Annotated in this window: 10 protein-coding genes; 7 read left to right on the top strand and 3 right to left on the bottom strand. The window is 74.8% G+C overall.

Translation table 11 applies throughout. The features are described 5' to 3' along the window. The first annotated feature begins 298 nt into the window (after positions 1-298). Positions 299-1,618 carry a M23 family metallopeptidase gene (locus ABZ497_RS29470; protein WP_359809553.1) on the top strand — a complete coding sequence of 440 codons (1,320 nt, stop codon included), beginning with the start codon at positions 299-301 and terminating at the stop codon, positions 1,616-1,618. 428 nt (positions 1,619-2,046) lie between these two features. Here the strand turns inward: ABZ497_RS29470 and ABZ497_RS29465 are convergent, their stop codons facing one another. Further along, positions 2,047-2,346: a DUF4193 domain-containing protein gene (locus tag ABZ497_RS29465; RefSeq protein ID WP_329491654.1), complete on the bottom strand. Its 300-nt coding sequence runs from the start codon at positions 2,344-2,346 to the stop codon at positions 2,047-2,049. Positions 2,347-2,942: 596 nt separating this feature from the next. Here ABZ497_RS29465 and ABZ497_RS29460 point away from each other — a divergent pair. The 5 genes from ABZ497_RS29460 to ABZ497_RS29440 all read left to right on the top strand — a co-directional run bounded on the left by ABZ497_RS29460 (position 2,943) and on the right by ABZ497_RS29440 (position 9,085). Continuing rightward, positions 2,943-3,695: a (5-formylfuran-3-yl)methyl phosphate synthase gene (locus ABZ497_RS29460; protein WP_359809551.1), complete on the top strand. Its 753-nt coding sequence runs from the start codon at positions 2,943-2,945 to the stop codon at positions 3,693-3,695. Between the two features lie 8 nt (positions 3,696-3,703). Further along, positions 3,704-5,110: an aldehyde dehydrogenase family protein gene (locus ABZ497_RS29455; protein ID WP_359809549.1), complete on the top strand. Its 1,407-nt coding sequence runs from the start codon at positions 3,704-3,706 to the stop codon at positions 5,108-5,110. Next, positions 5,107-6,201 (top strand): NAD(P)-dependent alcohol dehydrogenase, encoded by a 1,095-nt coding sequence (locus ABZ497_RS29450; protein ID WP_329491657.1) that lies wholly within the window; start codon positions 5,107-5,109, stop codon positions 6,199-6,201. The genes ABZ497_RS29455 and ABZ497_RS29450 overlap by 4 nt, the downstream gene beginning before the upstream one ends. A 301-nt stretch (positions 6,202-6,502) precedes the next feature. Then, positions 6,503-8,065 carry a hypothetical protein gene (locus tag ABZ497_RS29445; protein WP_359809548.1) on the top strand — a complete coding sequence of 521 codons (1,563 nt, stop codon included), beginning with the start codon at positions 6,503-6,505 and terminating at the stop codon, positions 8,063-8,065. 264 nt (positions 8,066-8,329) lie between these two features. Continuing rightward, positions 8,330-9,085, top strand: coding sequence for a DUF4232 domain-containing protein (locus ABZ497_RS29440; protein WP_359809546.1), 756 nt, complete (start codon positions 8,330-8,332; stop codon positions 9,083-9,085). A 158-nt stretch (positions 9,086-9,243) separates the two neighbouring features. Here the strand turns inward: ABZ497_RS29440 and ABZ497_RS29435 are convergent, their stop codons facing one another. Beyond that, on the bottom strand, positions 9,244-10,098 hold the full coding sequence (locus tag ABZ497_RS29435; protein ID WP_359809545.1) for a PRC and DUF2382 domain-containing protein: 855 nt from the start codon (positions 10,096-10,098) through the stop codon (positions 9,244-9,246). Positions 10,099-10,773: 675 nt separating this feature from the next. On the opposite strand from ABZ497_RS29435, the gene ABZ497_RS29430 reads away from it, so the two are divergent. Continuing rightward, positions 10,774-11,553, top strand: a complete 780-nt coding sequence (locus ABZ497_RS29430) for an SDR family oxidoreductase (RefSeq protein ID WP_359809543.1) — start codon at positions 10,774-10,776, stop codon at positions 11,551-11,553. 188 nt (positions 11,554-11,741) lie between these two features. Here ABZ497_RS29430 and gap read toward each other — a convergent pair whose 3' ends face one another. Beyond that, the gene (gene gap, locus ABZ497_RS29425) at positions 11,742-12,740 is read right to left on the bottom strand and encodes a type I glyceraldehyde-3-phosphate dehydrogenase (RefSeq protein ID WP_329491662.1); all 999 of its coding nucleotides are present in this window, start codon (positions 12,738-12,740) and stop codon (positions 11,742-11,744) included. Positions 12,741-12,842 lie beyond the last annotated feature (102 nt).

Raw genomic sequence — 12,842 nt, 5'->3', positions numbered from 1 at the left:
CGATCGCCGTGGGTCCCCCCGGGCCGGCGCGCGCGGATTCCTCCGCGCGCGCCTGCCGTCCTCAGACCATGGCGGTCGCACCGTCGCACCGTGGCCGCTCCCACGAGCGGCAGGCGGCGACCCGGAGCCGGCCCCTCGGCTCCGGTGTCGACCGGACGGGTGGTCTTCGCCAGGGGTCGGCACCGGCGTCGGGCGGAGCCGGACCGGCATCGCCTTACATGGGCATGCGCCCCAGCCGATGGGGCGCGCCGCCGTCCGTCTCGGACGGACCGGCTCCGACGACGAACCGGGAACCCCCATGACCGACCCGGACCCAGCAGCCGGCGGCCGCACCGGCGGCCGGCCCCTCCTGCGCCGCCTCGCCGCCGCCGTCCTGGGAGCCGTCGTGCTGGCCGCGGCGGGCACGCCCGGCTACGCGGCCGGACGGCCCGCCCTCGCACCGGGCACGCAGTTCACCCCCTTGACCGCGGCGGTGATGACCGAGCCCGCGCCGTTCGACGCCTCGGACGGGAAGGTCCACCTCTCCTACGAACTGCTCACCACCAACGCGCTGTCCACCAGCCTCGCGGTGCGGCTGGACCGTGTGGACGTCCAGGACGCCGCCACCAAGCGCGTCGTCGGCTCGCTGAGCGGGTCGGTGCTGGGCGCGGCGGCCAATCCCGTCGGTGACCCGCTGCCGGGCGCGGTCGGCGACCGCCCGCGCGACCCGGCGGCCGACGGCGGCCGCGGTGCCGCGCCGCCGCCCGAGCCACCGGCGGAGACGGTGATCCCGGGCTCGCAGCAGTGGGTGCTCTGGATCGACCTGGCGCTCGCCCCGGGCGAGCCGGTCCCCGAGGTGGTGGAGCACCACCTGGTGGGGGCCGTCCTGTCCGCGTCGGGCTCCTCGCCCTTCGAGGAGACGGTGCAGCCCACCCGGACCGCCCGTACGGCGCCGCCGGACCTGCTGCCGCCGGTCCGCCCGGGCAGCTGGTACGCCAGCGAGTCGTGCTGTGACAACACCCACCACCGGCGCGGACTCGCCCCGATCAACGGCGCGTTCTACGTTCCGCAGCGCTTCGCGATCGACTGGTACCGGGTCGGCGGCGACGGGCAGACCTGGGAGGGCGATCCGGGGCAGCTCACCAGCTATCTGACCTATCGTCAGCCGGTCCTCGCCGCTGCCGGCGGCCGGGTGGTGGAGGTCCAGGACGGCGTCCCGGACAACCCGCCGCCGTACCCGCCCGCGGTACCGCCGATCGAGGACACCGTTGGCAACCACATCACCCTGGAGGTCGCCCCCGGCCGGTACCTGCTCTACGCACACCTCCAGCCGGGATCGCTCCGGGTCCGGGCGGGCGACTGCGTCGAACCCGGGCAGGTCCTCGGGCTGATCGGCAACAGCGGCAACTCCACCACCCCGCACCTGCACTTCCAGGTGATGACCACGGCGGAGTTCTTCCCGACCGACAGCCCGCCCTTCACCTTCCGGGAGTTCCGGGTGCTCGGCCATGTCGCGCCCCGGATCTGGGACGACAACCTGGGGCTGCAGCCGACCGGCGTGCTGCCGATCGACCCTTCGCCCTACGACGGCCCGCACCGCTCCGCGTACCCGCTCGACCGCCAGGTGATCGACTTCTGACCGCCGGCCCGTGGCCCGCCACCCCGTACCCCGGGTGGCGGGCCACGGCGGCGTCCGGAGCGCCGCGGCGAAGGCGTGGGGCGACGTCCGCGGGCCGGTGCCCGGTAGGCCTCGCGGGGGTACGGACGGGACCGTCCGCCGGGCGAACGAGACCGGCTCCGTGCGGACGTCCAGGGCAGGTCATGCCGCTGCGGCGGGCGGCCCGCTCCCGGGCACCCCGGCCACGGGCACCCGGGGCCGGGGGCGGCCCGGAGCGGACCTCGCCAGCGACGTGGCCGCCGTCCCCACCGGCGGCGACGGCCGACCGACCGAGGAACAGTCCCGCGACACCGGACCGGGGCGGCGGTACCGCGGCCCCCGTCCCCGGTCGCCGTCGTCGGCCGGTCGCGGTCGTCGTTCAGCCGCGGTCGCGGGCCGGCGGCCGTCGGTCAGTCGCAGTCGACGCAGAGGGGGCGGCCGTTCTTCATGCGCGAGAGACGGCTGCGGTGGTGCACCAGGAAGCAGTTCACGCACGTGAACTCGTCGGACAGCATCGGCTGCACGGTGACGGTGAGTTCCTCGCCCGAGAGGTCCGCTCCGGGCAGCTGGACACCGTCCGTCGATTCGAGCTGGTCGACGGCGTCGATGGCGCCGGAGGAGGTGTCGGTGCGGCGGGTCTTCAGCTCCTCGATGCTGTCGTGCGACCCGTCGTCGTCGGTCTTGCGGGGGGCGTCGTAGTCGGTTGCCACAGATGGTCCCTTGTCGTCGTGGTTGAAGTTTACGCCGTGTGCGACGTGCCTGGTGGCGGCCGCGGTGGTCCGCTGGGCAGGGCTGGCGGCCCGGCCCTCGGGTGGTCGGAGGCCTGGTGGGGGCGGCGGTGCGTGCGGCCGGTCGGGGCGGTCGGGGGCGGGGCGGGGATGGCAGGCGTCCACTCGCGTCCGACGCGGGTGTTGATCATGCCATGAAGTCCGCCGGGATCCGCCGTCCGCACCCCCGACCGCGATCGCGTGCCACCAGGACGGTGACGAAGCTGCGGGTCGTCCCGGTACTGTACGGCGGCCGCGCCCCCGACCACGACCGCCGGGCCCGCGCCGCCCCGGCCGGCGCACCCCGGCGGCCCGGCCGGACGGCCCGGCCGGTTCACGCGGTACGGCCGGCTCGCGTCGGCGCGGAGGGCGCGGACGGCGCACGGTGCGCCGGGCGCGCCGTCCCAACGACCCGTTCGCGCTCCGTGCGCTCTACCGACGTCCGCGGGCCGCCGCGATGATGAGCGGACCGCACGTGATCCGGGCGACTCCGCCCACCTGCCCCCGGGCAGGCGGACCTGCGGCGGAAGGGGCCCACCGTGTTGCTTCTCATCTCCCCGGACAGCGTCGAGGAGGCCCTCGACTGCGCGAAGGCCGCGGAGCACCTCGACATCGTCGACGTCAAGAAGCCCGACGAGGGCTCGCTCGGCGCGAACTTCCCGTGGGTGATCCGGGAGATCCGCGACGCCGTCCCGGCGGACAAGCCGGTCTCCGCCACCGTCGGCGACGTCCCGTACAAGCCGGGGACGGTCGCGCAGGCGGCGCTCGGAGCGGCGGTCTCCGGAGCCACGTACATCAAGGTCGGCCTCTACGGGTGCACGACCCCGGACCAGGCCGTCGAGGTCATGCGCGGGGTGGTCCGGGCGGTGAAGGACTACCGGCCGGACGCCTTCGTCGTCGCCTCGGGCTACGCGGACGCCCACCGGATCGGTTGCGTCAACCCGCTCGCCCTGCCCGACATCGCCCTCCGCTCCGGCTCCGACGCGGCCATGCTCGACACCGCGATCAAGGACGGGAGCCGGCTGTTCGACCACGTCCCGCCGGACGCGTGCGCGGAGTTCGTCCGCCTCGCCCACGAGGCCGGGCTGCTCGCGGCCCTCGCGGGCAGCGTCCGACTCGGCGACCTCGGCGAGCTGACCAGGATCGGGACCGACATCGTCGGGGTGCGCGGGGCGGTCTGCGAGGGCGGCGACCGCACGGTGGGCAGGATCCGGCCGCACCTGGTGGCCGCCTTCCGGGCCGAGATGGACCGGCACGCCCGCGAGCACGCGGCCGCCGTCGCGCAGAGCTGACTGCCGGCATGCTGCCGACACCCGTGCCCCGGCGCTCGCCGGGCCCACGCGGCGAGCGCTTCGCCGTCCTCGACCCGGCGACGGGCGAGGCCTTCGACGAGGCTCCCGACCAGCGGCCCGAGGAACTCGACACCGTCGTCGGCCGGGCCCACCAGGCCTGGCGCGGCTGGCGGGCCGACCCGGCCGCCCGCACCCGCGCGCTGCTCGCGGCGGCCGACGCGGTGGAGGCGGCCGGCGCCGAGCTGGCCCCGCTGCTCACCCGTGAACAGGGCAAACCCCTCGCCGAGTCGTCCGCCGAGGTCGCCCGTACGGCGGCCCGACTGCGCTACTTCGCCGGGCTCGCCCCCGTGCCCCGGCCGATCGACGACGGCCGGCCGGTCCGCAGCGAGGTCCGCTGGCGGTCGCTCGGGCCGGTGGCGGCGATCGTGCCGTGGAACTTCCCCCTCCAGCTCGCGGCGGCGAAGTTCGCGCCCGCGCTCGCGGCGGGCAACACGGTGGTCCTCAAGCCCTCCCCGTTCACTCCCCTCGCCACCCGGCTGCTGGGGTCCGTCCTCGCCGGCGCGCTCCCCGAGGGCGTCCTGACGATCGTCACCGGGCTCGAACCGCTCGGTGCCCGGCTCGTCTCCCACCCGGGGATCCGGCACGTGAGCTTCACCGGGTCGATCCCGACCGGCCGGGCCGTCGCGGCGGGCGCGGCGCCCTCGCTGGCCCGGGTCACCCTGGAGCTGGGCGGCAACGACGCCGCGATCCTGCTGGAGGACGTGGACGTCGAGCGGATCGCGGACCGGCTGTTCTGGGCGGCGTTCCGCAACTGCGGGCAGGTGTGCATGGCGGTCAAGCGCGTCTACGCCCCGGCCCGGCTCCGCGACCAGGTGGTCGAGGCCCTCGCGCAGCGCGCCAGGGCCGCCGTCGTCGGCCCCGGGCTCGACCCGGGCACCCAGCTGGGGCCGCTCAACAACGCCCCCCAACTGGCCCGCGTCGAGCACTACACGGCCCGGGCCCTGGCGGACGGCGCCCGGGCCGCCGCCGGCGGCCACCGGCTGGACCGGCCGGGCCACTTCTTCGCCCCGACGGTCCTCGCCGATGTCCCGCCGGACAGCCCGGTGGTGACGCAGGAGCAGTTCGGACCGGTCCTGCCGGTGCTGGCCTACCGGAGCGTGGACGAGGCCGTCGCGGCGGCCAACGACACCGGCTTCGGTCTGGGCGGTTCGGTCTGGGGGACGGACCTCGACCGCGCCGAGGCGGTGGCCGACCGGCTGGAGTGCGGGACGGCCTGGATCAACCACCACGCCGAGCTCTCGCTCGCCCAGCCCTTCGCGGGCATCAAGGAGAGCGGGGTCGGCGTCGCGGGCGGGCCGTGGGGGCTCTACGGGAACCTCAGGCCGTTCGTCGTGCACCGCCCGGAGGAAGGGTGAGGTTCCGCGCGGCGGTCCTGCGCTCCCACCAGGGGCCGTTCACGGTCGAGGAGGTGGCCCTGGGGACGGGGCCGGCCGACGGCGAGGTCCTGGTGAGGATCGCGGGCTGCGGGATGTGCCGGACGGACCTCGCCGTCCGGCGTTCGGCGGGCCGCTCACCGCTGCCGGCCGTCCTCGGCCACGAGGGGGCGGGAGTCGTGGTCGAGACGGCCGGCCCGGACACCGGCCTGCACGTCGGGGACCACGTCGTGCTGAGCTTCGACTCCTGCGGCCACTGCCGGAGCTGCCGGGGCGCGGCCCCCGCCTACTGCGACTCCTTCGCCGCGCTCAACCTCTTCGGCGGGCGCACGGAGCACGCCGCGCGGTTCACCGACGCGGCCGGGGGAGGACTGGCTCCCCGGTGGTTCGGCCAGTCCTCGTTCGCCGAGTACGCGGTGGTCCTGGCCCGCAACGCCGTCCGGGTCGACCCCGCACTGCCGGTCGAACTGCTCGGGCCGCTCGGCTGCGGCTTCCTCACCGGCGCCGGAGCGGTCCTGAACACCTTCGCGGCCGGTCCGGGCGACACCGTCGCGGTCTTCGGCGCCGGAGCGGTGGGCCTGGCCGCGGTGATGGCGGCCACCGCCGCCGGCGCCGTCACCGTGGCCGTCGACCGGTACACCGAACGGCTCGCCCTCGCCGAACGGTTCGGCGCCGTCCCGCTGCCCGCCACCTCAGCCGACCTGCCCGGCCGCATCCGGCGCCTGACCGACGGCGGCGCCCGGTACGCGCTGGACACCACCGGCTCCGTCCGGCTGATCAACGACGCGCTCCTGGCGCTGCGCCCGACCGGACACCTCGGACTGGTGGCCCGGCTGAGCGGCGCGCTGGCGATCGAACCGGGGGCACTGGACCGGGGCCGGCGGATCTCCCACCTCTGCGAAGGGGACGCGGTGCCGGGGCTGCTGGTGCCGAGGCTGACCGCACTGTGGCAGGCCGGGCGGTTCCCCTTCGACCAGCTGATCCGGACGTATCCGCTCGCCGCGGTCAACGAGGCCGAGCGCGACTGTGACGAGGGGCGCGTGGTCAAGCCCGTGCTGATCCCGGCCGGGTGAGCCGCCGAGCGGGTGCCTCCGCACCGGCTCGCCGCTCCGCACCGGCTCGCCGCTCCGCACCGGCTCGCCGCTCCGCACCGGCTCGCCGCTCCGCGCGGGATGCGCGCCGCCGCGGGGGAGAGGTGCCGCCGCGCGGAGTACGTACCGCTTCGCGCCCCCGCGCGGGATACGTTCGTTGGCGTATCTTCCGCCGGGATCCCCCGGGACCGTTGACCGCCGTGCCTCCCGACGATTGGCTCGTCGGGAGCCCGCTGCCGGGAGGGAGCCCGGCCGGGCGATCACCAGGGGAAGGGACAGACCCATGGCACGCACCACCCGCACCACCCGCAACCGGTGGCTGGCCGGCGGCGGCAGCGTCCTCGCGGCGGCGGCCGTACTCGCCGTGACCGCCGTGACCGCCGTGCCCGCTCAGGCCCGTCCGGCGGCGCGCGGCACCGCCCAGGTCAGCGTCGGGGTGAACGGCGCCGGGCCGGACGACCAGTCCTGGAACCGGCAGATCAGTGCCGACGGCCGCTACGCGCTCTTCACCTCGTGGGCGACCAACCTGGTCTCCCAGCCCGCGAAGAGCGGACGCGACGCCTACGTCCGCGACCTGGCGACCGGCCGCACCGAGCGGGTCAACCTGTCCGACGACGACAACGCGCTGGACGGCTTCACCGACTACGCCGCGATCAACGCCGACGGCCGCTACGTCGCCTTCGAGAGCGACGCGGTGAACGTGGTCCCCGGCCTGCCGGTCCCGGGACGCACCGAGGTGTACGTCCGGGACCGCCGCACCGGCCGCACCGAACTGGTCAGCGGCGGACCGGTCAGCACCGACACCGACCGGTTCCACGCCTCGTACGCGCCCTCCGTCAGCGCGAACGGCCGCTACGTGGCGTTCGTCTCCAGCCGGACCGACCTCGTCCCGGCCCCCCAGGGCGACGGCGCCTCGCTGGCCAGGCCCTACACCTGGGACTACAACATCTACGTCACCGACCGCTGGACGGGGAAGACCCGCCTGGTGACCCGCGGCGTGGACGGCAAGCCGGGCGACAGCATGTCCCTCAACCCGACGATCAGCGCGGACGGCCGCACCGTCGGCTTCACCTCGCTGGCCGGCAACCTGCTGCCCGCCGACCAGAGCCCCGCCGACCGAACCCCCGCGCCCGCGGCCGGCGCCGCCGGTCCCGCCGCCGACGTGGAACTCGCCCCGGGCAGCGGCGCGGACCTCCCCCGCGGCGCCCGGCCCAGTCTGGCCCGGCCGACGACCGGCGTCTACTACACGTACGACGTGGCGTCCGGCCGGATCTCCGCCGCCAGCCTCGCCCCCGACGGCACGCTCGGCTACGCGAGCTTCGACGCGACGATCAGCCCCGACGGGCGGCGCGCGATCTACGCCCTGCCCGAGCCCGGCGGGTCGACCAACGGCCACCGGTACCACACCGTGCTGTACGTCCGGGACCTCGGGAAGGGCACCGTCACGAAGATCAGCGGGGGCCTTCCCGGCACCGCCTCGGTCGGCTCCTCCGACCACGGCCGGATCACCGCCGACAACCGCTGGGTGTACTACTCCTCCGCCGCCGACAACCTGGTGGCGGGCCCGCAGCACGCGGGCTGGGACGTCTACCGCCACGACCTGCGCACCGGCCGCACCGAGCGGGTCTCCACCGCGCCGGACGGCTCGCTCGGCAACGGATCGTCGGTCGACCCGGCCGTGGACGCCCACGGCGACACGGTGGTGTTCGGCTCGACCAGCGGCAATCTGCTGACCGGCCCCGGCGGCCCGGAACACACCGACTACCAGGTCTACGCCCGCACCACCGGGCACCACGGCGACGGCGACGACCAGGGCCAGGGACAGGGGCAGGGCCGGGAGGACTGACCGGCGCCACCGCTCGGACCTCGGAGCGCGGACGGCGGTGGGCCGTGCGGTGGGGGCGGGCCAGCCCGCCCCCACCGGAAGGGCGGGTTGGGTTGCCGAGAGGTGGCGCCCTGTCGACTGCGTTGTACCCGACCGAATGTCACGGTTCCGTCGCCGTCCTGTCCTCATGATTGTGACGCTGTGCATGCCACCATTCGCGGTCGGCCGGTCGTCCTGTGGTGTGTCCGAACACAGTTCAGTACGCGCCACCATCGGGGAGCCACCATGTTCGTCCGCCGCCGCCGTCCGCTGCTCGTCTCCGTCGTGCTCGTCGCCGGGGCGGGTCTCGCGTTGACCGCCTGCGGGCCCGACAACACCGACGCGGCCGGCGGCTCGACGGCGCCCGCGACCACTGCGGTGGCCGTGACGCCCTCCGCGACGGGCGCGCCGGCCACCGGTGCCCCCTCGGCGCCCGGTGCCACCGGTGCGCCCAAGACGAGCGCGCCGGCCACCGGAGCGGCGTCGCACACGCCGTCCGGGGTGAGCCCGTCGAGCGGCACCCGGCCCGACGGCGGGAGTGCCGGCGCCGCCGCCCGCCCGTGCGCCATCGACAGCCTGGCGATCCACGCGACGGCCCGGGCCGGGGCCCCGACCCAGTGGGTGATCGAGGTACGCAACAGCGGTACGGCCGCCTGCAGCCTGAGCTCCACGCCGGGGGTCGACCTGGGCAACTCCACCGCCGCCGACCGGAGCAAGAACATCAAGCCGGTGCTCGCGAGCGGCACGGCGCGGTTCGCCGTCCCGGCGGGCCAGAGCGCCTACGCGGTGATCGACCTCGACCCGAGCGGTGCCACCACGGGTACCGTCCCCGGCATCAACGAGCTCAACGTGCTGGTCGACGACGACGACACCAACATGCCGCTCGCCAACACCCGGAACTTCCCGCTCGGCAACGGTGCACGGGTCCTGAACCCGCAGATGGGCATCTATCGGTCCAGCGTGGCGGAGGCGGTCACCTCGATGGCCGCCGCCCCCAACTAGCCGACCCGCCCGGCTCGGCCCGGCTGCCCGGCTCGGCCCGGCTCGGGGGAGGGCGGGCGGGCACGGCCGGGGTCGCCAGGACCCCGGCCGTGCCCGCCCGCGCGTTCTGCTCCCGTGCCCGTCCGGACACCGGTACCGCGCTCGGCGGCACCGGTGGCTCAGCGGCGCCGGTCCTTGCCCGTCGCGGGCGGGTCCTCGGGCAGCTCCGCCTCGATCCGCTCCTTGCGGACCGTGCCGGTCACGGTCTCCTGCTCGACGAGCTCCTCGGTGGTCAGCCGCACCCGTTCCACCGGCACGGCCTCGGTCCGGACCACCGGCCGTTCCTCGTGCAGCACGACCTCGTGCTCGGCCTCGCCGATGGGCTCACCGGCGAGTGCGGCGTCCCGGTTGGCCTCGGTGATCGGCTCGCGTTCGACGCGGACCTCCTCGTGGCGCACCGGTACGGTCCGCTGCTGCTCCTCCTCCACGACGTACTTGCGCAGGCGGGCGCGGCCGGCCTCGTGGCGTTCGGTCCCGACCGTCATCCGTTCCTCGGAGCGGGTCATCGCGTCGTCCTGGTCGGCCGCGGTACCCGCCCGGGTGCCCGTACCCGCGGTGGCGGCGGCAGCGCCTGCCGCGCCGGTGGCCGCGGTCCGGTCCCCGGAGTGGGCCCAGCCGCCGTCGCCGGGCTGGTTGGCCTCGTGCCAGGCGTTGTCCCAGGCGATGCCGTAGTGGTCGTACAGACGGTGCTCCTCCTGGGCGGAGAGGTGGTTGCCGCCGTCGACGTCGACGTTGGGCGCGTCCTTGACGGTGGCCTTCGGGTAGGGCACTTCGAGGTGGTCGTCGACGATCCGGGCATCGCGGATCGGGACGAACGACTCGCTCGTCCCGAACCATCCGGTCTTGACGCTCACCCACTCCGGCTTGCCCGTCATGTCGTCGAGGAACAGGTGGTCGGCCTTGCCGATGCGGTGGCCGTCGGCATCGTGGACCGGGTGGTCGAGGACGGTACGGATCTGCTGTTCGGTGATCATCAGTTACGCCTCCTCCATGGGTCTGAGGAGCGCCTTGCCATCGGGGCCGAGCCGAAACGGCCTCCCGCATGACGTTCGCTCAGCGTCACCGGCGTCGTGAACCCGCTTGCGCCACGGCCCGGATGGGGTTGTGGCCGGGGTGGCGACGGAGTGTTGCCGATGCCGGCGAGCGGGGCCCGGGAACGGGGGGTACCCGTGGTGGCGGCGACACGGTGGGTGGCGGGTGGTCGACGGCGGGAGGGCTTGCGGTTCACCCGTTCGGCCCACCGCCGGGGTCGGTGCCGGTCACCCTCCGGAGCCGGTGGGGAGGACCTGGTCGGGTGGATTCGGGACCGGCCGCCCGAAGGTCTCCGGCCTGCGGCTTCGGCCCGTGACTCCGGCCCGTGATATCGGCCCGTGACTCCGGCCCGTGACTCCGGGCGACCCGTGGGGCACCATCACCGGTGCGTCCGGAGCCACCGCTGCGGACAGCCCGCCCCCGCCGCCGGGTGGCCCGGCCTCCGCGTTTCCCGGACTTCGCCCTCGAACCTCCCGTACAGTGCGGTCCAGAGGGTGGGCCCATCGGTCGACACGAGCCGATCCCGGACATCTTCGCCCCTTCGACGGGGGCGGAACTCCGGACCTTGCTTCGAGACCGGCCCCGGTTCCGGCCGGGACGCCGACGGGGGAGACGACGTGGGGGAACTGGACGGCAAGGCCGCCCTGGTGACGGGCGGCTCGCGCGGGATCGGGCGCGCCGTCGCCCGACGGCTCGCCGCCGAGGGGGCGTTGGTCGCGGTCCACTACGGTGCGAACCGAGCGGCCGCCGCCGAGACGGTGGCGCTCATCGCCGAGGCCGGCGGTGTGGCGTTCGCGGTGCGGGCCGGGTTCGGCGAAAGCGGCGCGGTGGACCGGCTGTTCGAGGCAGTGACCGCCGGGCTGGCCGAGCACGGCGCCGACGGTCTGGACATCCTGGTCAACAACGCGGGTGTCCACTCGGCCAGTTCGATCGGGCAGCTCACCGAGGAGGAGCTGGAACGGCTGCTCGCGGTCAACGTGCGCACGCCGATCTTCGTGATCCAGCGGGCGCTGCCCCTGCTGCGGGACGGCGGCCGGATCGTCAACGTGGGCTCGGCGGCCACCCGGATCGCGAGCCCCCTCCAGATCGGCTACACCGTGACCAAGGCGGCGCTGGCCGCTCTCGGCCCGTCGCTCGCCAACGAGTTCGGCCGGCGCGGGATCACCGTGAACACGGTCGAACCCGGGGTGGTACTGACCGACATGACCGCCGGGTGGACGGGCGCTCCCGAGGCGGTGGCCGGGCTGGAGTCGATCACCGCGCTCGGACGGATCGGCGAACCGGAGGACGTCGCCGATGTGGTGGGCTTCCTGGCGGGGCCGCGGGGCCGCTGGGTGACCGGCCAGACCCTCGACGTCTCCGGCGGCACCTACCTCGGCCCGATCCCTGCGGGGTGATCCGCAACCCCCGACGACCAGCGACGGGTTGACACCGTACCGGCCGGGCGGAACATCCACTGGGCACTCGACCCACTTCACCTACTGAGCGGGGCCCGGCCGGTTCGTCCGCTGCTCGTCGGGTGCGCGCGTGCGGAACGCTCGACCGGGAGATCCCGGTCGAGCGTTCCGCGGTAGCTGACTTGCCGTCAGTTGGCGGCGAGGAGCTGGAGCGTATCGATCACGCGGTTGGAGAAGCCCCACTCGTTGTCGTACCAGGCGACCACCTTGACGTGCCGGCCGTCGACGCGGGTCAGGGCCGAGTCGAAGATGGACGAGGCCGGATTGCCCGTGATGTCGGACGACACGAGCGGGTCGTCCGAGTACTCGAGGATGCCGGCGAGCGGCCCCTGCGCCGCGGCGCGGTACGCGGCGAGGACCTCGTCGCGCGTCACGTCGCGGGTGACGGTGGTGTTGAGTTCGACGATCGAGCCCACCGGCACCGGCACGCGGATCGAGTCGCCCGACAGCTTGCCGTCGAGGTTCGGCAGCACGAGGCCGATCGCCTTGGCGGCGCCGGTCGTGGTCGGCACGATGTTGACGGCGGCGGCACGGGCCCGGCGGGCGTCGCGGTGCGGGCCGTCCTGCAGGTTCTGCTCCTGCGTGTAGGCGTGCACCGTCGTCATGAAGCCGTGCTCGATGCCGGCGAGGTCGTCGAGCACCGCGGCCAGTGGCGCGAGGGCGTTGGTCGTGCAGGAGGCGTTCGAGACGATCGTGTGCGCGGCCGGGTCGTAGGCGTCGGTGTTGACCCCGTACGCCAGCGTCACATCGGCACCGTCCGACGGTGCGCTGACCAGGACCTTCTTCGCGCCGGCGGCGAGGTGGGCGCGGGCGGCCCCGGCCGAGGTGAAGCGACCGGTCGCCTCCAGCACGATGTCCACGCCGAGTTCGGCCCACGGCAGCTGCGCGGGTTCACGCTCGGCGAGCACCGTGATGCGACGGCCGTCGACGACGAGGGCGTTTCCGTCGACGGTCACCGGGCGGCCGAGCCGGCCGGCCGTCGTGTCGTAGGCGAGCAGCCGCGCGAGGATGGCGGGCTCCGTGAGGTCGTTGACCGCGATGATTTCCAGGTCGCTGTCACGTTCCAGCAGCGCACGCAGCACATTGCGTCCGATGCGGCCGAATCCGTTGATGGCGATGCGCGTCATGAGTGGTGTCCCTTCGGTTCACCACCAAATCTCGCGTACGGCGCCCGCTCACGACAGCGGCGTGATTGCCACGGTTCAAAAGGATCACGCCAGCTCACCCGT

The organism is Kitasatospora sp. NPDC005751, from assembly GCF_040630835.1.
Taxonomy (GTDB): Bacteria; Actinomycetota; Actinomycetes; order Streptomycetales; family Streptomycetaceae; genus Kitasatospora.
This window is presented reverse-complemented; position numbering and strand designations above follow the sequence as displayed.

Coding starts and splice junctions, on each gene's coding strand:
- ABZ497_RS29470 (WP_359809553.1), top strand. CDS start 299: ATGACCGACCCGGACCCAGCAGCCGGCGGCCGCACCGGCGGCCGGCCC.
- ABZ497_RS29455 (WP_359809549.1), top strand. CDS start 3,704: ATGCTGCCGACACCCGTGCCCCGGCGCTCGCCGGGCCCACGCGGCGAG.
- ABZ497_RS29445 (WP_359809548.1), top strand. CDS start 6,503: ATGGCACGCACCACCCGCACCACCCGCAACCGGTGGCTGGCCGGCGGC.
- ABZ497_RS29440 (WP_359809546.1), top strand. CDS start 8,330: ATGTTCGTCCGCCGCCGCCGTCCGCTGCTCGTCTCCGTCGTGCTCGTC.
- ABZ497_RS29435 (WP_359809545.1), bottom strand. CDS start 10,098: ATGATCACCGAACAGCAGATCCGTACCGTCCTCGACCACCCGGTCCAC.
- gap (WP_329491662.1), bottom strand. CDS start 12,740: ATGACGCGCATCGCCATCAACGGATTCGGCCGCATCGGACGCAATGTG.